At 71.8% G+C, this 19631-nt stretch carries 16 protein-coding genes; 6 read left to right on the top strand and 10 right to left on the bottom strand.

Annotated elements, in window-relative coordinates; all coding sequences use genetic code 11:
- Positions 1-30: 30 nt before the first annotated feature.
- Positions 31-2445, bottom strand: a complete 2415-nt coding sequence (locus ACIQ7M_RS14925) for an MMPL family transporter (protein WP_403644546.1) — start codon at positions 2443-2445, stop codon at positions 31-33.
- Positions 2446-2605: 160 nt separating this feature from the next.
- Between ACIQ7M_RS14925 and ACIQ7M_RS14920 the strand changes: the two genes are divergently transcribed.
- The 3 genes from ACIQ7M_RS14920 to ACIQ7M_RS14910 all read left to right on the top strand — a co-directional run bounded on the left by ACIQ7M_RS14920 (position 2606) and on the right by ACIQ7M_RS14910 (position 7468).
- On the top strand, positions 2606-3295 hold the full coding sequence (locus tag ACIQ7M_RS14920; RefSeq protein WP_355759695.1) for a response regulator transcription factor: 690 nt from the start codon (positions 2606-2608) through the stop codon (positions 3293-3295).
- The gene (locus tag ACIQ7M_RS14915; RefSeq protein ID WP_403643809.1) at positions 3292-4752 is read left to right on the top strand and encodes an ATP-binding protein; all 1461 of its coding nucleotides are present in this window, start codon (positions 3292-3294) and stop codon (positions 4750-4752) included. The genes ACIQ7M_RS14920 and ACIQ7M_RS14915 overlap by 4 nt, the downstream gene beginning before the upstream one ends.
- A 124-nt stretch (positions 4753-4876) precedes the next feature.
- A complete protein-coding gene (locus ACIQ7M_RS14910) occupies positions 4877-7468 on the top strand; it encodes a sulfatase-like hydrolase/transferase (protein ID WP_403643806.1) in 2592 nt (863 codons plus the stop codon).
- 99 nt (positions 7469-7567) lie between these two features.
- Here ACIQ7M_RS14910 and ACIQ7M_RS14905 read toward each other — a convergent pair whose 3' ends face one another.
- From ACIQ7M_RS14905 to ACIQ7M_RS14895, 3 genes are all read right to left on the bottom strand, one after another.
- Positions 7568-9124 carry an ABC transporter substrate-binding protein gene (locus tag ACIQ7M_RS14905; protein ID WP_403643803.1) on the bottom strand — a complete coding sequence of 519 codons (1557 nt, stop codon included), beginning with the start codon at positions 9122-9124 and terminating at the stop codon, positions 7568-7570.
- Positions 9125-9270: 146 nt separating this feature from the next.
- Complete coding sequence (locus ACIQ7M_RS14900) at positions 9271-10638, bottom strand: metallophosphoesterase (protein WP_403643800.1); 1368 nt, start codon at positions 10636-10638, stop codon at positions 9271-9273.
- A 16-nt stretch (positions 10639-10654) separates the two neighbouring features.
- Positions 10655-10897, bottom strand: a complete 243-nt coding sequence (locus tag ACIQ7M_RS14895; protein ID WP_355759704.1) for an SCO4848 family membrane protein — start codon at positions 10895-10897, stop codon at positions 10655-10657.
- A 112-nt stretch (positions 10898-11009) separates the two neighbouring features.
- Between ACIQ7M_RS14895 and ACIQ7M_RS14890 the strand changes: the two genes are divergently transcribed.
- Entirely contained in the window at positions 11010-12335 is a 1326-nt protein-coding gene (locus tag ACIQ7M_RS14890; RefSeq protein ID WP_403643797.1) for a D-alanyl-D-alanine carboxypeptidase family protein, read from the top strand.
- Here ACIQ7M_RS14890 and ACIQ7M_RS14885 read toward each other — a convergent pair.
- The 4 genes from ACIQ7M_RS14885 to ACIQ7M_RS14870 form a co-directional block, all read right to left on the bottom strand.
- On the bottom strand, positions 12289-13284 hold the full coding sequence (locus tag ACIQ7M_RS14885; protein ID WP_403643794.1) for a YihY/virulence factor BrkB family protein: 996 nt from the start codon (positions 13282-13284) through the stop codon (positions 12289-12291). The genes ACIQ7M_RS14890 and ACIQ7M_RS14885 overlap by 47 nt on opposite strands.
- A complete protein-coding gene (locus ACIQ7M_RS14880; protein ID WP_403644543.1) occupies positions 13272-13724 on the bottom strand; it encodes a GtrA family protein in 453 nt (150 codons plus the stop codon). The genes ACIQ7M_RS14885 and ACIQ7M_RS14880 overlap by 13 nt, the downstream gene beginning before the upstream one ends.
- 110 nt (positions 13725-13834) lie before the next feature.
- Positions 13835-14779, bottom strand: coding sequence for a decaprenyl-phosphate phosphoribosyltransferase (locus tag ACIQ7M_RS14875; RefSeq protein ID WP_403643791.1), 945 nt, complete (start codon positions 14777-14779; stop codon positions 13835-13837).
- On the bottom strand, positions 14776-15330 hold the full coding sequence (locus ACIQ7M_RS14870; protein ID WP_403643787.1) for a phosphatase PAP2 family protein: 555 nt from the start codon (positions 15328-15330) through the stop codon (positions 14776-14778). The genes ACIQ7M_RS14875 and ACIQ7M_RS14870 overlap by 4 nt, the downstream gene beginning before the upstream one ends.
- Before the next feature lie 142 nt (positions 15331-15472).
- On the opposite strand from ACIQ7M_RS14870, the gene ACIQ7M_RS14865 reads away from it, so the two are divergent.
- Positions 15473-16822 (top strand): FAD-binding protein, encoded by a 1350-nt coding sequence (locus tag ACIQ7M_RS14865; RefSeq protein WP_403643784.1) that lies wholly within the window; start codon positions 15473-15475, stop codon positions 16820-16822.
- Between the two features lie 79 nt (positions 16823-16901).
- Positions 16902-17657, top strand: coding sequence for a decaprenylphospho-beta-D-erythro-pentofuranosid-2-ulose 2-reductase (locus ACIQ7M_RS14860; protein WP_355759711.1), 756 nt, complete (start codon positions 16902-16904; stop codon positions 17655-17657).
- Positions 17658-17662: 5 nt separating this feature from the next.
- Here ACIQ7M_RS14860 and ACIQ7M_RS14855 read toward each other — a convergent pair whose 3' ends face one another.
- Both ACIQ7M_RS14855 and trpS read right to left on the bottom strand, forming a co-directional pair.
- Entirely contained in the window at positions 17663-18244 is a 582-nt protein-coding gene (locus tag ACIQ7M_RS14855) for a 2'-5' RNA ligase family protein (protein WP_355759713.1), read from the bottom strand.
- 229 nt (positions 18245-18473) lie between these two features.
- A complete protein-coding gene (gene trpS, locus ACIQ7M_RS14850; RefSeq protein WP_403643779.1) occupies positions 18474-19487 on the bottom strand; it encodes a tryptophan--tRNA ligase in 1014 nt (337 codons plus the stop codon).
- Between the last annotated feature and the right edge of the window lie 144 nt (positions 19488-19631).

The raw sequence follows: 19631 nt of genomic DNA, 5'->3' as shown, positions 1-19631 counted from the left end.
TGCGCCGGGACGGTCCGGCGGCCGGCGGCCTCAGTTGACCGCGTCGGCGTCCACCTCTCCCTGGACCAGCTCCACGTCGTGCACCAGCGGCTCGCCGGTCACGACGACGTGCCGGGCCCGCGCCCCGTACGAACGGGCCGTCGCCGACAGCAGATACGTCCCCGGGGCCGGGACCGAGACGATGTAGGAACCGTCGGCCAGCGAGGTCACCCGGTCGAGCTGCCGGCCTCCCTTGGACAGCAGCGTGAGGACCGCCCCGTCGACGGGCTCGCCCTCCGCGTCACGGACGAAGCCGTGCACGGCCGAGGCGCCGCCGTCGGCCGGCGCCGCCTCCTTCGACGGCTCCTCCGCGGGCTCCACCGCCAGATGCGGCAGCCGCTTGTCCAGCCACGCGGGCAGCCACCAGTTGGAGTCGCCGAGCAGATGCATGGCGGCGGGCACCAGGGCCGTACGCAGGATGAAGGCGTCCAGGGCGACCGCGGCCGCGAGGCCGACCCCCGCCATCGCCGCTCCCGCGTCCCCGCTCAGGACGAAGGCGAGGAAGACGCACACCATGATCAGGGCGGCCGAGTTGATGACGCGGCCGGTCTCGGCCAGCCCGACGCGCACCGCGCGCGCGTTGTCCTTCGTGTGCACCCACTCCTCGTGCATGCGGCTCACCAGGAACACCTGGTAGTCCATGGAGAGGCCGAACAGCAGCGAGAGCATGATGACGGGCAGGAAGGCGTTGATCGGGCCCTCCTTGCCGAGGCCCAGCAGGTCCAGGCCCCAGCCCCACTGGAAGACCGCGACCAGGACGCCGAAGGACGCGGCGGCCGCGATCAGGTTCATCAGCGCGGCCGTCAGCGGGACCACCAGGGAGCGGAACGCGATCAGCAGGAGCAGGAAGCCGAGCCCGATGATCGTGGCGATGAACCACGGCAGCCGGTCGCCGGTGATCGTGGCGAAGTCCTTCGACACGGCGGTGACCCCGCCCACGTGGGCCGACGCCCCGGCGTCCGGGATCACCCGGTCCCGCAGGGTGTCGATGAGCCGGTCGGTCTTGACCGACTGCGGGGACGTCGTCGGCACCACCTGGATCACCGTGACGCCCTTGGCGGGCGGCAGCGCCGCGACCGCGGCGACCCCGGGCGTACCCTCGATGCTCTTCGCCAGGGCGTCCGTGTCCCCGCCGGTCACGACCACCTGCAGCGGACCGTTGAACCCGGGCCCGAAGCCCTCGGCGAGCAGGTCGTAGGCCTGCCTGGTCGTCGTGGTGCCGTCGTCGTTCCCCTGGTCGGTGGCGCCGAGGCGCAGGGACAGGACGGGGAGCGCGAGGACCGCCATCACGGCCAGCGCGAGGGCGGCGATCGTGCGGGGACGGCGCTGCACGCTCATCGACCAGCGGGCCGCGGCCCCGCTCGCCCGCTCCGGCTCCGGGCCCCGCTCCGCCAGCTTCCGCCGCTGGCGGCGGCTGAGCACCCGGGTGCCGAGGACGCCGAGGAGCGCGGGCAGCAGCGTGGTGGCGGCGAGCACGCTGAACACCACGGTCAGGGAGGTGCCGATGACCACGCCGTCCAGGAAGCGGAGGTTCGTCACGAGCATGCCCGCGAGCGCGATGCAGACCGTGCCGCCCGCGAACAGCACCGCCCGCCCCGAGGTGTTGAGGGCGACGACCGCCGACTCCTCGGACTCCAGGCCCCGCAGGAGACCGCGCCGGTGCCGGGTGACGATGAACAGCGCGTAGTCGATGCCGACGCCGAGGCCGATCAGGGTGGCCAGCAGCGGGGCCAGGTCCGGGATGTCCGTGGTGTGGCTGAGCAACTGCGTGGAGAACAGCCCCGTACCGACCCCGAAGACCGCGATGCCGATCGGCAGCAGCATGGCGAACAGCGAACCGAAGGCGAGGAAGAGGACGGCCGCCGCGGCCAGGATGCCGACCATCTCGGCGAGCCCGGTGGGCGGCTCCTGCACCCGCTGGATCGCCTGACCGCCCAACTCCACCTGGAGTCCGGCCCGTTCGGCACCTTGTGCGGTGTCGACGACGTCCTGCACCAGTTCCTTCGGTACGGCGTTCGCCTGCTCGGCGAAGGTGATCTGGGCGTACGCGATCGTGCCGTCACGGCTGATCTGCGCGGCGCCCCGCTCGCCCTGGTACGGACCCGCGACCTGGCCCACGCCCTTCATGCCCGCGATCTCGTCCAGCACGGGCTGGATCCGGTCGCGCACGGAGGCGTCCTCGACCGTGCCGTCCGCGACCTTCCACACCACCGTGTCGGTGTCCCCCGCGCTGTCGGGGAAGGCCTTCTCCATCTGGTCGTACGCACGCTTGGAGTCCGTGTTCGGAAGGGAGAACACGTTCGCGTAGTCCGTGCCCGCGGTGGTCGCCGCGAACCCGAGACCGAACAACGCGCCCACCCACAGCAACAGGACCACCAGCCGGTGCCGATAGCACCACCGTGCCAATGCCGCCACGTTCAACGCTCCTTAGTAGGTCGGTCCCCCAGGTCCTGGTCACCAGGATTCGCGGCCGGACGCGCGGGTGGACACGACCCGCGCATGACTCTCAAGGAACTCCAAGGAGCGAACGGCCCACGCCGTCAACGGCCCCGTCGATACTGGGGACATGACCGCTCACGAGGCAGCCACCGTGCTCGTCGTCGAGGACGAGCCGAGCATCGCGGACGTCCTGACCATCGCGCTGCGCTACCACGGCTTCGAGGTGATGGCCGCGGGGTGCGTCCGCGAGGCCCTGACCCTCGCCGAGCGCACCCGCCCCGACGCGGCCCTGCTCGACGTGATGCTCCCGGACGGCGACGGCCGGGCACTCGGCCGTGAACTGCGCCTGCGACAGCCGGACCTGGCCGTCGTCTTCCTCACCGCGCGGGACGCGCCCGCCGAGATCGTCGGCGCGCTCGGCTTCGGCGACGACTACATCACCAAGCCGTTCAACATCGACGAGGTCGTCGCCCGCATCACCGCCGTCCTGCGCCGCACCCGGCCCGACGACGTCCTGCCCCAGCGCCCGCCCCTGCGCTACGGCGACCTGGAGCTGGACGAGACGACGTACCGCGTCCACCGCGCGGGCACCACGGTCGAACTCACCCCCACCGAGTACGCGCTGCTGCGCTTCCTCGTCCGCAACGGCGGCCGGATCGTGCCCAAGGAGCAACTCCTGCGCCACGTCTGGCAGTACGAGCACCCCGCCGAGTCGACGGTCGTCGAGACGTACATCAGCTACCTGCGGCGCAAGCTGGAACCGCTGGGTCCACCGGTGATCCAGACCCGCCGGGGCGTGGGATACGGGCTCGCGTGAAGGCGCCCGTCCAGCCCGGCTGCCGCCCCACGCGCCGCAGGCACGGCATCCACTCGCTGCGCGGCCAGCTCACGATCGCGAACGTGGGACTGCTGGCCCTGGGCATCGTGGTGGCGACCGCCGTGAGCCTGATGGGCATGCGGCACTACCTGCTCGACCAGGTGGACGCCCAGCTCCTCAAGACCCGCGCGTCACTGGGCGGTTCGCAGCTCACCATGCGCCAGATCGACTCACTGAGCGCCCTCGCGTTCGTGCACGAGCGGATCGGACCCGCCGCGGACGAGTCGTCGAAGCCGGAATCGATCTTCGCGGCGGTCGACCGGAAGGGCCGGGCCGTCGAGGTGGCGGGCTACGACCCCACCGACACCCAGCGCGCGTTCGCCGCCGCCGTGGGCGACCCCGGCGGCCTCACCCGCGCCGTCGACCCGCGCGACGTCACCGTGCGCGGCGCCGACTACCGGGCGACCGGGACACGGCTCGCCGACGGGACCTACGTCCTGTTCGGCAGCTCGACCGACGGACTGCACAAGGGCATCGCGAAGGCGCTCAAGCTCGATCTGGCCGTGGGCACCCTGCTGCTGGCGCTCCTCGCGTGCCTGACAATGTTCAGCGTGCGCCGCCGGATGCTGCCGCTGGAGGCCATGGTGGAGACCTCGTCCGCCATCGCCGAGGGTGATCTGACCCGGCGCGTCCCCTCCAGCCAGCATCCGACCCAGGAGGTCGAACAGCTCCGGCTCGCGCTCAACTCCATGCTGCACCAGGTCGAGTCGGCCTACCGGACACGCGAGGACAGCGCCGCCCAGCTCCGCCGGTTCGTCGGGGACGCCTCGCACGAGCTGCGCACCCCGCTGGCGGCCATCCGCGGCTACCTCCAGCTCTACGAGAAGGGGATGCTGACCGACCCCGTCGAGCGCAGGCGTGCCTGGGACCGGATGAACGCGGAGGCCGACCGGATGGGCCGGCTCGTCGACGAACTGCTCACCCTGGCCCGCCTCGACCAGCGGCCCGAGCTGCGCTTCAGGAACGTCGACCTGAGCCGGCTCGTGCGGGACGCGGCGGCGGATCTGCGGGCCCAGCAGCCCGGCCGCCCGGTGACCGTGGACGCCGACGGCACCCTGCTCGTACAGGCCGACGAATCGGGGCTGCGGCAGGTGCTGGGCAACCTCGTCGGCAACGTACGCACCCACACACCCGGCGACGTGCCCGTGCGGCTCGGTCTGGAGCGCGCGGACGGCGTCCTGCGGCTGTGTGTCGCGGACGAGGGCCCCGGACTCCCGGAGGCGGACGCGGCGCGCGTCTTCGACCGCTTCTTCCGGGCCGGCGGCGGCGCGGGCAGCGGGCTCGGGATGGCGATCGTGGAGGGCGTGGTGCGGGCCCACGGGGGAAGCGTCGCGGTCCGGACGGCCCCCGGCGAGGGGCTGGCGGTGACGGTGACGCTGCCGGTGCGGGGCCGGTGACGTCGCCAAATCCGCCGCCACCGCAGGGGAACCCCTCTCGTGCCGCTCCGACCTGCGGAAACGGACTTGGGAAGAAGCTGACCGAGGCGGTTGAACACGGGCCGCTGCGGCCCCGTACACCACGATGAGGGCACTTCGGTCGCTTCCGATCGGCCCGTCACGCCACCACCGCGCTTCGCACGGAAGGACCGCCGGGTTGTCGTTCAAAACGAGCTCTCGACAGCTACCGAACACGGACGAGACGCCTCCGAGCGACGAGCCGACGCCGGAGCCGCCCGCGAACACCGGCACCGACCAGGACGCCGCCGCCTCGGGTGAGGGAGAGGCAGCGGCCGGGGCGGCCCCCGACGTCACCACGACCGAGGAGGCCGCCTCGATCGGTTCCGGCGCCCCGGAGGAGACTCCGGCGGAAACCGCCCAGGGAGAACGGGCGGAACCCGACGGAAGCGACGGCGACACGCCCACCGACACACCCGGGACGGATCTCGGGGCCGAGGGCGCGGATGCGGAGCCGGGCGCGGATGCGGACCCCGACGCGGGCGCGGAGCCGGACGCGGGCGCGGACCCGACCGCGGACGCGAAGCCGGACGCGAAGCCGGACGCAGGCGCGGATGCGGACCCCAACGCGGCCCCAGAGGCAGAGGCGGACGCGGACCAGGACCACGCCCCGGACTCGGACGCGGACCCGGAGCCGGACGCGGAGCCGGACCGGAACGCGGATGCGGACGCAGGCACGGAGCCGGACGCGGATGCGGGCGCGGGCCCCGACGCGGCCCCAGATGCAGAGGCGGACGCGGACCAGGCCCCGGACCAGGCCCCGGACCCGGAGGCGTCGGCCGGCGCGGCTCCGGCGGGTGCCGTGGGCACGGTGGCCGAGACCGGCACCCGGACCCCGGCCGGGGCCGAGGCCGAAGCGGTCGACGGGACCGGCGCGGCCGTGGACGCGGGCACCACCTCACCCGAAGAGGACACCGCCGGTACTCCCGACGTCCCCGGCACCTCCGTCGGGGACGGGGCCGGAGACGGCGAGGAGCCTCCGGGGGACGAGCCGTCCGGCTCCGGCCCGGGGAGCGGGTGGCGGGGCCGGTACCCCGGTGCGGCCCGCACCCTCGCCTGGACGACCACCCTCGTCGCCGCCGCGCTCGTCCTGTTCGGGCTGCTCATGCCGAGCCAGGCGGACAGTTTCCGTCCGGCGGTATTCCTGCGGCTCCCGGTGGAGGCGATCTTCGGTGGCGCGCTGCTGATCGTCCTGCCCCGCCGGCCGCGGATCGCGCTGTCGGTGGCCGCCGGGCTGGTCCTGGGCCTGTTGACGATCATGAACATCCTCGACATCGGCTTCAACGAATACCTCGGACGCGGCTTCAACGTCGTCCTCGACTGGTCGTTGTTCGGCGACGCGCAGGCCTACCTCCAGGACACGTTCGGCCACAACGGCGCGCTCGGCATCGCGGCACTGGCCGTGGCCCTCGTGATCGCCATCCTGGTGCTCATGACGCTGTCGGTCGTCCGGCTCGGCAACCTCATGGCCAGGAACACCGTGATCGCGACCCGTACGACCCTGGTCCTGGCCATGGCCTGGGTCACCTGCGCGGCGCTCGGGGTGCAGTACACCGGGGTGCCCATCGCCTCCGAGCACGCCGCGCTGGTCCTCCAGGACCGGGCGGCGCGGGTGCGGAACACCCTGCGGGACGAAGCCGAGTTCGCCAGGATCGTCAAGAAGGACAAATTCGCGAACACGCCGCCCGACGAGATGCTCACCGATCTGCGCGGCAAGGACATGATCGTCACGTTCATCGAGAGCTACGGCCGCAGCGCCGTCGAGGACCCGGCCATCGCACCGGACGTCGACGCGACCCTGACCGCGGAGAACGAGAAGCTGACCCGGGCCGGTTTCGCCGCGAAGAGCGGCTGGCTCACCTCGGCGACGTACGGCGGCAGCAGCTGGCTCGGCCACTCGACGTTCCTCTCGGGCCTGTGGATCAACAACCAGCAGCGCTACCGCACCGTGACCGCCGGCGACCGCCTCTCCCTGATCAGCGCCTTCAAGAAGACCGGCGACTACGACACCGTGGGCGTCATGCCGGGCATCCAGAAGAACTGGCCCGAGCAGAAGTTCTACGGCATCGACAAGCTCTACGACGCCTTCCACCTCGGGTACAAGGGGCCGAAGTTCAGCTGGTCGACCATGCCCGACCAGTACGCCCTGACCGCGTTCGAACGCCTGGCGCACAGCAAGAAGCGCGACAAGCCGCTGATGTCGACGATCATCCTGACCTCCAGCCACCAGCCCTGGGCGCCCATTCCCAAGACGGTCCCCCAGGACCAGGTCGGCGACGGCTCGGTCTACGACGCCATCCAGAAGGCCGGCAAGGATCCCGGCGACATCATCACCAGCTCGCAGAAGTCGAAGGTGGAGTACGGCAAGGCGATCTCGTACTCGGTGACGAGCCTGATCGACTACCTGGTGAAGTACGGCAACAAGAACACCGTGCTGGTCTTCCTCGGAGACCACCAGCCGATAGCCCGGGTCAGCGGCAACCACGCCAGCCGCGACGTGCCCGTCTCGATCGTCGCCAAGGACCCCACGGTGCTCGACAAGATCGCCGACTGGGGCTGGACGGACGGGATCCAGCCCGAGCACAACGCCCCGGTGTGGAAGATGAGCTCGTTCCGCGACCGCTTCCTGACGGCGTACGGATCCACGCCGCACCCCTAGGAACCCCGGCCGTGACGCCGACGGCCCCGGCTCCCGGGGCCGTCGGCACAGCCGGTTCAGTCGTCACAGCCAGCTCAGTCGTCACAGCCAGCTCAGTCGTCAGAGCCAGTTCAGCCGCCAGAGGCGGAAGACTCCGGTCCCGTCGGACAGGTACTGGCCGCCGCTGATGTCCTCCGTGCTGATGACGTAGTCCTTGCGCTGCCACAGGGGAACCAGCGGGACGTCCTCCGCCACGCGCGTCTGGAGCCTGCGGAACGCCTCCGCCGTGTGGCTCCGGTCGGCGTCCTCCCGCGTCTCCTTGATCAGACGGTCGACCTCGTTGTTGGTGTAGCCGTTCTTCATGCTGTTGCCGGTGCCGACGAGCTGCGCGCCGAAGGTGTCCGCGTCGGGATAGTCGGCGACCCAGCCGACCGCCCAGGCGTCCAGGCCGCCCTCCGCGTACTTCTTCTGGAACTCGGTCCACTCGAACCCCTCGGTCGTCACCTTGAAGAGTCCGTCCGCCTCCAGTTGCCGCTTGAGCTCGGCCGCCTCCTCGCCCGCGGCGCCCCGTCCCTCGGCGAACCCGTAGGTGAAGCGCACGGGCAGGGAGACCCCGGCCTCGGCCAGCAGGGCCCGCGCCTTCTTGGGGTCGGGTTTCGGGTAGGCGTCGAAGAACGAGGTCGCGTGCCCGGTGATGCCCGCCGGGATCAGCCCGTACAGCGCGTCGGTGGTTCCGCGGTACGTCCGGTCGACCAGCTTCTGGCGGTCGATCAGCGAGGCGAGGGCCTGCCGGACCCGCCGGTCGTGCAGCGGCGAAGTCTCGCGCACGTCGAGGACGAGGTTGCGGGTCTCGGCGCTGTCGGCCTCCGTGACGCGTTGCGCGGGGTCGCTCGGTGAGAGCGCGGCGAGCACGGCGGGCGGTAGCTGACGCGCCACGACGTCGAGCTCCTTCGCCTTCCACCCGACCCGCAGCGCCTCCGAGTTGGCGTAGTAGCGCAGCACGACGGGGCTGCCGAGACCGTCGACGGCGCCCTGGTAGCGCGGGTTGGGGGCGAGGACGGCCTTCGCGCTCTGCGTGTACGCCTTCAGGACGTAGGGTCCCGTGCCGTCGACGCCGGAGCCGGTGCGCAGGCTGCGCCGGGGGTAGCGGGTGCTGTCGACGATCGACCCGGCGCCGGTCGCCAGCTTGAACGGGAAGGTCGCGTCGGGCGAGGACAGATGGAAGACGACGGTCCGGCCGCTCGCGTCCACGCTGCCCAGGGTGGACAGGAGTGAGGCGGGCCCGACCTCGTCGTTGATGCGCTTGACGCGGTCGAAGGAGAACTTCACGTCCTCGGCGGTCATCGCCCGCCCGCTCGGGAACGCCAGGTCGTCACGGAGCGTGCAGCGGTACGTGCGCAGGCCCGTGTCGGTGAACGCGCAGCGCTTGGCGGCGTCCGGGACGGGCTGGGCGCCGCCGGGCTCGAAGGTGAGCAGCGACTGGAAGAGATTGCTGAACAGAGCCCAGGATCCGGCGTCGTAGGCGCCTGCCGGGTCGAGCGAGGTGACGGCGTCCGTGGTGCCCACGGTGATGGTGCGGTTGCCGTTCCCCTTCGCCGGCAGGAGCTGCCAGCCGGCCACACCCGCGCCCGCCACCACGAGCAGCGCCACCAGAATCCATAAGCGAACCGATCGCATCGGTGCCCTCCCCAGGCGCCCCCGCACACCACTCCCTTAGTGGCGCGGATCACCTAATCACAGGAGTTTCGGCCGGGGAGGCGAATCGGGAAAGTACTCAGGACCGACGAAAATGATCTTTTCCGTCCCTCTTTCACAGGGGATTCTCAGGCTTCGCGTGAGGCCAGCTCGACGACCGTGATGTCCGAGGGCGCGCCGACCCGGGTGGGCGGCCCCCAGGCTCCGGCGCCCCGGGAGACGTAGAGCTGTGTGTCGCCGTAGCGGTCCAGGCCGGCGACCGTCGGATTGGCGGCGGCCGCGATGAGGTTGCCCGGCCAGAGCTGTCCGCCATGGGTGTGTCCGGACAACTGGAGGTCGACCCCGTGGCGTACCGCTTCATGAATCTGTACGGGCTGATGGGCGAGGAGCACACAGGCCCGTGTCGTGTCGCGGTCTCCGAGCGCCTTGCCGAAGTCGGGTCCCTGTCCCTCGCTCTCGCCCTGGAGGTCGTTCACGCCGGCGAGGTCGAATCCGGCCAGCTCGGTCCGCGCGTTCTCCAGGGGGTGGATCCCCAGCTCCCGCACCTCCTGGATCCACTGCTCGGCTCCGGAGAAGTACTCGTGGTTCCCGGTGACGAAGTAGGAGCCGTGCCGGGCGCGCAGCCCGGCGAGCGGTGCGGCGGCGGGGCCGAGGTTCTTCACGCTGCCGTCGACGAGGTCACCGACGACGGCGATCAGATCGGGCTGGGTGGAGTTGATCGTGTCGACGACCTTCTGCGCGAATCCGCGTCCGAGCACCGGTCCGAGGTGGATGTCGCTCACGACGGCGATCCGGAAACCGTGGGCGGACCGGGGCAGTTTGGCGAGCGGCACGGTGACCCGCTTCACCCTGGGTCCGCGCAGCACTCCGTACGTCCCGTGGCCCACGGTCCCGACGGCGACGGCCGCGGCCGTGCCACCCACGACCCGCGAGACGAACAGCCGCCGCGAGGGCGCGGGCACGGCTCCCGTCGGTTCGACCGAGCCCGCCGGTTCCGCCGGCCTAACCGGCTCGGCCCGGCCCGCCCGTTCCTGCCCCTCCGCGAGTTCGGGCCGGTCCTTCCCCGCCGTTGCCGCGCCGGAGGCGGATCGCGCGCTCTCGCGCGGTTCCGCGGCCGCGGCAGCCTCGGCGGCCGCGGGGGCCGCGGCCCCGTCGCTCTCCTGCCGCCGGGCCGCCCGGCGCGCGTCGGCGCGGAGCAGGAGCGGTCGTACGAGCTCACCGGCCAGCAGCGCCAGGACGAGGTAGAGGCTCAGCGGCATCCACAGGAATCCGGGCCAGGCCAGCGTCCGCTGGAGCGCGAAGGGAGCGCCCGCGCGCTCGGCCACGAGGGCGCCGACCATCAGCAGCGGCCCGGCGACGAAGAGCACCGTGCCCAGCCGGCGGGCCGGTCCGGGCCCGCTCGTGGTGTCCCGCACCAGCCGGCTCCACGCGTACCAGTGCAGGCCGCCGAGCACGGCCAGCACGGTCAGGCCCACCAACACGAACAAGATGACCATGACGCCGTATCCCCCGTTATGACGTCTGGCGCAAAGCGCGTACGCCGCGCAACCCGATGACCCCGACGACCGTCCCAAGGACAAACGACACGACGGCGAGCGTCAGATGCACCCAGAAGTACGCGGTCGGATCGCCCGCGTCGTCGAACGCGAGCCCACTGGCGTCTTTCCAGAGATTCTTAGCGAAAGTGACCCAAATGACCCAACTCCACACCCCGAAGGCGAGCAGGAACCAGGACACGGGGCGGCTGAGCTTCATGCGTTCAGTATCGCCGTCGGCCACCGTGATCCGGCGCCGGGGTGGAGAGGGCGAGGCGGCTCCCCCGAATGGTGACGGGAATTCCGGTCCCAACACCTGTACTTTCTCGATCGTGCCCGCCTCGAAAAAGACCATTCGACGATCCCTGTTGATCACTTCCGCCACTCTGTTGACCGTTTCCCTCACCGCGCCCGCTTTCGCCGACACCGATGACGCGAGCCCGACGGCGAGCCCCGCCTCCTCCCCGTCGGCCACGCCCCCGGCGCACATGTCGAGCCTCGGCGGCGAGCGGCTCGGCCGGCCCGGCAACCAGGTGGACCTCGGCACCGGCGCCCCCGTCCTGCCTCCGGACATCACCGCCCGTTCCTGGATCGTCGCCGACGCGGAGTCCGGCGACGTCCTGGCCGCGCACAACGCGCACTGGCGGCTGCCTCCGGCGAGCACGCTGAAGATGCTGTTCGCCGACACGGTGCTGCCCAGGTTCCCGAGGAGCACCTCGCACAAGGTGGCACCCTCCGAGCTGGCGGGCATCGGCGCGGGCTCCAGCGTGGTGGGCATAAAGGAGAACCAGACGTACACCGTCCACGACCTGTGGCTCGGTGTCTTCCTGAAGTCCGGCAACGACGCCGTGCACGTGCTGTCCGCGATGAACGGCGGCATCCCCGCGACGGTCAAGGACATGCAGGCGCACGCGGACGACCTCCAGGCCCTCGACACGCACGTGGTGAGCCCGGACGGCTACGACGCCGGGGGTCAGGTGTCGTCCGCCTACGACCTGACGCTGTTCGCCCGTTCGGGGCTCCAGAAGAAGGACTTCCGGGAGTACTGCTCGACGGTGCGGGCCACCTTCCCCGGCGCGACGACCGGGAAGACGGCCGGGAACAAGAAGGGCACGTCCGCCCGCGCGTCCTCCGAGATCCGGAACACCAACCGGCTGTTGTCCGGTGACAGCGACATCACCCCGTACCAGGGCATCGCGGGTGTGAAGAACGGCAACACCACCAACGCGGGCGCCACGTTCACGGGCGTCGCCGAGCGCGGTGGCAAGGTGCTGCTCGTGACGGTCATGAACCCGGAGAAGAAGGAGCACAACGAGGTCTACAAGGAGGCCGCGCAACTGCTCGACTGGGGGTTCCAGGCCGCGGACAAGGTCCAGCCGGTGGGCGAACTGGTCGCGCCCAAGGGCGTGGACACCACGGCCCAGCCGGGCGCGAACGCGTCGGACGGGTCGAGCCCCGGCACGGGCACGGGCTCCGGCACGGGCACCGCGCACAGCTCCACGAAGCCGGTGGCGGCCTCCACCTCGGCGAAGGGCGGATCGAGCGGCATCGGCATCGCGCTCGGTCTGACGGGCGGTTTCCTCGCCCTGCTCGCGGCGGGCGTCTTCCTGGTCAACCGCCGCTGGCCGCTGCCGGACCTGATGCGCCGCCGCCGTTGACCGCCCGGGACTCGGGCGGCTTCGTCGCGCTCCTCGGATCCCCCGAGTCCCCCCGGTCCTCCGGGCCGGCCGGTTCGCCGTCGCCGGCCTCCCGGTCCTGTCCCTCGCTGGGTGTCGCCGTCCAGGCGGCGGAGTACAGGAGCAGTTTCGAGGTGAAGTTGATCCACAGGAGCAGCGCGATCGGCACGCCGAAAGCCCCGTACATGCTCTTCGACGCCACCCCCCGCATGTAGCCGCTGAGCAGCAGCTTGAGCAGCTCGAACCCGACGGCGCCGATCAGCGCGGCGACGATCAGCCGGCGGCGCGGCGGCTCCACACCGGGCAGCAGGGTCAGCACGTACAGCAGGACCAGGAAGTCGGCGAGCACGGCCACCGCGAAGGCGACGAACTGGAGCAGCGTCGTCCCCCAGCCCTGCTCGTCGAGGCCCATGTGCCGCGCCGACCAGCCCATCGCCGTGGACGCGAGCGTGGAGACGGCGATGGTGAGGAGCACGGCGCCGCCGAGACCGACGAGGACCCCGCCGTCCTTGATCTTGCGCAGAAGCGGGTTCTCCTCGCTGTCGGGCAGTTCCCAGACCGCGCGCAGGCACTCCCGCATGGAGCCGACCCAGCCGATGCCGGTGACCAGCAGCAGGGCGCCCGCGACGAGCCCGATCGTGCCGGCGTTCTGCACGAGGCTGTTGATGTCGAGCTGGTCGGAGATGCCCGGCACCTGCTCGGCCAGCTTGTCCTGGAGGTCCTTCTGCTGCTGCGTGCTCAGCGTGGCGGCGCCGATGGCCGCGGCCACGGTCAGCAGCGGGAACAGCGCCACGAAGCTGATGAAGGTCATCGCCGCGGCGAGCCGCGTCCACTTCACGCGGTCGAGCCGCTCGTACGACCGCCACGCGTGCGTCGTCATGAGGCGTACGACCCAAGGTCCCACGCCGGGAATCTTTTTCAGCCAGTCCATGATCCGACTCTGCCCTCGCCTCGGAAAACCAGTGACCGGGTACCCCAGAATCGCAGGACCGTGGCGAGCGCCATGCCGATTCCCGCCCCGGAGACGGTGTCCGCGCGCGGTGAGGTGAACCCGAGCCCGTAGTGACTGACGGCGATGCACAGCAACTGCACCAGCGCGCCCGCGCTGTTCACCGCGAAGAAGATCAGGTACCGCAGCGGGCCCCGGCCCGCCGCGTGCCGGTAGGTGCCGAGCGCGTTCCCGGCGTACGCCACCGAGCAGCCCGCGAGGAAGGACAGCGCCTTGGCCGTCAGGGGGCCGAGACCCACCGGGCCGCGGAGCCACACGAACAGGCCGAGATCGGCCGCGTAGGCGAGAACCCCGACCGCGGCGAAGCCGAGGAGCTCCCGCAGGAACCGCCGCCGCGGGCGCGCCTCCTCGCGGACCGTCACCCGTTCCGTGACGACGGCCCCCGTGACGACGGGGCCCGAGGTCGCGGGCGCCCCGGAGTCCGCTTCGTGGCCGGCGAGGAGAGCGGGGCCGGGCCGGTCCTCGGTGACGCTCACCAGTTGGCCACGGCGAGTCCGTACATCGCCAGCCACACCAGACCGATGAGGGCGAGCGGACGGTCGCGCAGGACCACGTCCTCCGGCTCGCCCGCCGTGCCCCGGTCGGCGAAGACCGCGTAGCGCAGGACGGCCAGGATGAAGGCGACCATGGAGAGCTGACGCCACGGCAGCAGCCCGGAGCTCGGCACTCCGCCCTCCTCCAGGGCCCACAGGCAGTAGCCGAGGACGGAGACCCCGGCGGCGAGCTGCCAGACGAAACGCAGGTAGCCGGTCGTGTACTCGGTGAGCAGCGCGCGCGTGGCACCCGCCGTGCCCGCCATCTGCACGGCTTCGGAGTAGCGCTTCGCCGAGACCATGAACAGCGCCCCGAAGCCGGTGGTGATGAGGAACCAGCGCGAGAGCGGGATGCCGAGGGCCAGACCGCCGATCATGGCCCGCATCAGGAACCCGGTCGTGACGACGACGAGGTCGACGACGAGCACGTGCTTGAGGCTCACGCAGTACGCGAGCTGCATGCCGAGGTACGCGGTCAGCAGCGCGCAGACGGCCGCCGAGCAGAACCAGGCGGCGGCCGCGGGCGCGAGGACGGCGAGGGTGCCGCCGACGGCGTACGCGACCGGGACGGGGACCTGGCCCACGGCCACCGGGCGGTGGCGCTTCACGGGATGGGCGCGGTCGGCCACGGCGTCCCGGGCGTCGTTGATCAGATACACGGCGGCGGCGCAGGCCGTGAACAGCACGAAGACCACGGCGAGTTGAACGACCGCGTGCTGCGAGAAGAGCCGGCCGGCGGCGGCCGGGGCGGCCACGACGAGCACGTTCTTGACCCACTGGCGGGGACGCGCGGTCCGGACGAGGCCCCGCAGCAGCCCGCCCAGGCTCCGCGGCGGCGGGGCCAGGGCCGGAGTGCGCTCCAGCAGCGCCGTGCGCTCGGTCACGGCCGGCCCCCGATCCAGCGGGCGCCCAGTCCGGCCGCCGCGGCGCCGAGGGCCGCGCCGGCGGCGACGTCCGTGGGGTAGTGGACGCCGACGACGAGGCGCGAGAGGCACATCGCGGCGGCGAGCGGCGGGACGGCGTACGCGCCGAGCGTGCCGTAGGCCACCGCCGCGGCGGTGGCGGAGGCCGCGTGGGAGCTGGGGAAGGAGTGCCGTCCGGCCGTGCGCGCGCGGGGCGCCACGTGCGTGGGACGCGGCCGGCGCACGATCCGTTTCACGCCCATGCTCGCGAGGTGCGCGCCGGCGGTGAGCGCCGTCGCGCGCAGCCACGCGCCGCGCCGCGCGCGGTCGGCGGCCGCCCCGGCGAGCCCGGCGGCGAGCCACAGGGCGCCGTGCTCCCCGCTCCGGGACAGGGTGCGCGCGACGGCCGCGACCTGCGGATTCCCGCCGTACGCGTGGAGCACGGACAGCAGTCGGCGGTCCAGGTCGCCAGGTGGACGGTCCACGCCGTCAAGCCGCCGACCCATCTCGTCACGGTCGTCAAGGTCGTCCATGTGAGGCCACTCTTCTAGGGAGCGGTCGCAGAACTACGGCAATCTTGGACGACATCCCATTAATCACCCATTTCGGTGAGGAGCCGGGAGCGGTGGGTAGATTGCCCCAATGTGCACCCCGGACGGCGCTACGGTCACGGTCATGCCTGCCGACTCCGTCTCCGTCACGGGTTGGGGCCGCACCGCCCCGACCACCGCCCGTCTGGTCCGTCCGCGCACCTACGGGGAGGCGGCGGCCGCCGTCCGGGAGTGCGGGGTTCGAGGAGGCATCGCCCGGGGGCTCGGACGGGCCTACGGCGACGCCGCGCAGAACGCGGGCGGTGCGGTGCTCGACATGACGGGCCTGGACCGGATCCACGCGATCGACGCGGGCGGCGGCACGGTCCTGTGCGACGCGGGGGTGTCCCTGCACCGGCTCATGGAGGTCCTGCTCCCCCTCGGCTGGTTCGTGCCCGTGACGCCGGGGACCCGCTATGTGACCGTGGGCGGCGCGATCGGCGCGGACATCCACGGCAAGAACCACCACGTGTCCGGCTCCTTCGCCCGTCACGTCCTGTCCTTCGAACTGCTGACGGCGGACGGCGAGATCAGGACGGTCGGGCCCGGCACCCCCCTGTTCGACTCGACGGCGGGCGGCATGGGCCTGACCGGGGTGATCCTGACGGCGACCGTCCGCCTCCAGCCGGTGGAGAGCGGCCTGATGTCCGTCGACACCGAACGCGCGGTGGACCTGGACGACCTGATGGCCCGCCTCACCGCCACCGACCACCGGTACCGCTACTCGGTGGCCTGGATCGACCTCCTCGCGCGCGGGGCCGGGACCGGGCGCTCGGTGCTGACCCGCGGCGATCACGCGCCGCTGGACGCGCTGCCCCCGCGGGCCCGCAGACACCCGCTGGCGTTCCGCCCCTCACGTCTTCCGGCCGCCCCCTCGTTCGTGCCGGAAGGGCTCCTCGGGCGGACGACCGTGGGCCTCTTCAACGAACTCTGGTACCGCAAGGCGCCCCGCGCGCGGACCGGCGAACTCCAGCCGATCCCGGCCTTCTTCCACCCCCTCGACGGGGTGCCGCACTGGAACCGCGTCTACGGGCGCGGCGGCTTCGTGCAGTACCAGTTCGTCGTCGGACACGGCCGGGAGGAAACCCTGCGCCGGATCGTGCGGCGCATCTCCGAACGCCGCTGCCCGTCCTTCCTCGCCGTGCTGAAGCGCTTCGGAGAGGGCGATCCGGGCTGGCTCTCCTTCCCCGTGCCCGGCTGGACCCTGGCCCTGGACATCCCGGCGGGCCTGCCGGGCCTCGGCGGCTTCCTCGACGAGCTGGACGAGGAGGTGGCGGAGGCCGGAGGGCGCGTGTACCTCGCCAAGGACGCGCGGCTGCGGCCCGAACTGCTGGCGGCGATGTACCCGCGGCTCGGCGCGTTCCGTTCGCTGCGCCGGGAGCTGGACCCACGGGGAGTCTTCACCTCGGACCTGTCCCGCCGCCTCGGTCTGTAGGGCGCCCGCGCCGTTCCCGGCCCGCGGAGCGCCCGTTCCCGCACGCCCCTCCGGTTCCCCGTCTTAGGAGCTAGCTGTCATGAAGGACGCCTTCGGATTCCCCCAGTCCCTGCTGGTTCTCGGCGGCACGTCCGAGATCGCGCTGGCCACCGCGCGCCGGATGATCACCCGGCGCACCCGCACGGTGTGGCTCGCCGGACGGCCGGCGCCCGCCCTGGAGGAGGCTGCCGAGCGACTGCGCGGGCTCGGCGCGGACGTCCGTACCCTCGCCTTCGACGCCCTCGATCCCGAGTCCCACGAGGCCGTGCTCGGGAAGGTCTTCGCCGAGGGCGACATCGACATGGTCCTGATGGCGTTCGGGGTGCTCGGGGACCAGGCCCTGGACGAGAAGGAGCCGGTCGCGGCGGTCCGGGTCGCGCAGACGAACTACACGGGCGCGGTGTCCTCGGGTCTGGTGTGCGCGCGGGCGTTGCAGACACAGGGGCACGGCTCGCTGGTGGTGCTGTCCTCGGTCGCGGGCGAACGCGCCCGCCGCTCGAACTTCATCTACGGCTCCAGCAAGGCGGGCCTGGACGCCTTCGCGCAGGGCCTGGGGGACGCGCTGCACGGCACGGGCGCGCACGTGATGGTCGTACGCCCCGGGTTCGTCCGTACGCGGATGACGGCCCATCTGCCCGAGGTCCCGCTGTCGACCACTCCGGAGGCGGTGGCCGCGGCCATCGAGCTGGGGCTGAGGCGCCGCTCCGAGACGGTGTGGGTGCCGGGGGCTCTCCGGATGGTCATGTCGGCGCTGCGGCACACACCACGAGCGGTGTTCAGGCGGCTGCCGGTCTGAGGGGCCTAGAGCGCCGGGAGTGTGGTGTCCCGCTCGGGTGAGGTGGCCTGCGGGGGCACCACGGCGCTGCCGAAGGCGAACTCGCGGAGCTTGCGCCACACGCCGTCGGCGCCCTGCTCGTAGAGCGCGAATTCGGTGCAGGGCCACGCGGCCTCGTAGTCGGAGAGCGCCTCGAAGGCGTGGTCCATGGCCGCTTCGTCGATGCCGTGCGCCACGGTGACGTGCGGGTGGTACGGGAACTGCAGCTCGCGGGCGACGGGGCCCGAGGCGTCCCGGACCTGCTTCTGGAGCCAGGTGCAGGCCTCGGCGCCCTCGGCGACGCGGACGAACACGACCGGCGACAGGGGCCGGAAGGTGCCCGTCCCGGACAGCCGCATCGGGAACGGGCGCCCGGCGGCCGCGACCTCGACGAGGTGCGTCTCGATCGCGGGCAGCGCGGATTCCTCGACCTCCGTCGGCGGCAGCAGGGTGACGTGCGTGGGAATACAGCAAGCCGCGGGGTCGCCGAAGCCCGCGCGCCGCTCCTGGAGCAGGCTGCCGTGAGGCTCCGGGACCGCGATCGACACGCCGATCGTTACGGTCCCCACGTCGTCTCCTGTCGTTGTCGATGGTCAGGGCTGTTCGGTGGTGCTGCGCGCGGGAGGGGGCGATCGCTCCGCCCGCCCCGCTCTCGACTGTACGGCGGTATGACCCGCAATCGGCCGTCGTAAGAGTGTCGCGCTCGTCTCGTACTGACTGCCGAAGGTGGTGTGGTAGGGACCGTGCCGCCCGCGCGGGGCCGGGGCACGGCCCCGCGTACGGCGGTGGCCTCGGCCGTCAGTGCTTGGCGGGCAGGAACCCGACCCGCTCGTACGCCTGCGAGAGCGTCTCCGCGGCGACGGCGCGCGCCTTCTCGGCGCCCTTGGCCAGGATCGAGTCGAGCGTCTCGGGGTCGTCCAGATACTGCTGGGTGCGCTCGCGGAACGGCGTCACGAAGTCGACCATGACCTCGGCGAGGTCCGTCTTCAGCGCGCCGTACATCTTGCCCTCGTACTCCTGCTCCAGCGCGGCGATCGACGTGCCGGTGAGGGTGGAGTAGATGGTGAGGAGGTTGCTGACGCCCGGCTTGTCCACCGCGTCGTACCGGATGACGGTCTCCGTGTCGGTGACGGCGCTCTTGACCTTCTTGGCGGTCACCTTCGGGTCGTCGAGCAGATTGATGAGCCCCTTCGGCGTCGACGCCGACTTGCTCATCTTGATCGACGGGTCCTGGAGATCGAAGATCTTCGCCGTCTCCTTGAGGATGTACGGCTTCGGAATCCTGAACGTCTCGCCGAAGCGGCCGTTGAAGCGCTCCGCGAGGTCGCGGGTCAGTTCGATGTGCTGGCGCTGGTCCTCGCCGACCGGGACCTCGTGGGCCTGGTACAGCAGGATGTCCGCCACCTGGAGGACCGGGTACGTGAAGAGGCCGACGCTCGCGCGGTCGGCGCCCTGCTTGGCGGACTTGTCCTTGAACTGGGTCATGCGGGAGGCCTCGCCGAAGCCGGTGAGGCAGTTCATGACCCAGGCGAGCTGCGCGTGCTCGGGGACGTGGCTCTGGACGAACAGCGTGCAGCGCTCGGGATCGAGTCCGGCGGCGAGGAGCTGCGCCGCGGCGAGCCGGGTGTTGGCCCGCAGGTCCGCGGGGTCCTGCGGAATCGTGATCGCGTGCAGGTCGACGACCATGTAGAACGCGTCGTGGGACTCCTGGAGCGCCACCCACTGACGGACGGCGCCGAGGTAGTTGCCGAGGTGGAACGAGCCTGCCGTGGGCTGGATTCCGGAGAGCACGCGAGGACTGTCAGAGGCCATGTTCACCATTCTCTCAGGTACCGGGGCCCGTTCCGGAACTGGCCGGAAAGAGTGGTGACCCGGGTGGGTCGGCGCCGCGGGTCCGGGAACCGCGCCCTCCGGACCCCCGGCTCACCGGCACAGACGGTGACCGTTTCGCTCACG

This window comes from Streptomyces sp. NPDC096324, assembly GCF_044763015.1.
GTDB lineage: Bacteria > Actinomycetota > Actinomycetes > Streptomycetales > Streptomycetaceae > Streptomyces.
Note: the sequence above shows the minus strand (reverse complement) of the source record. Positions and strands in the feature narration are given on the sequence as shown.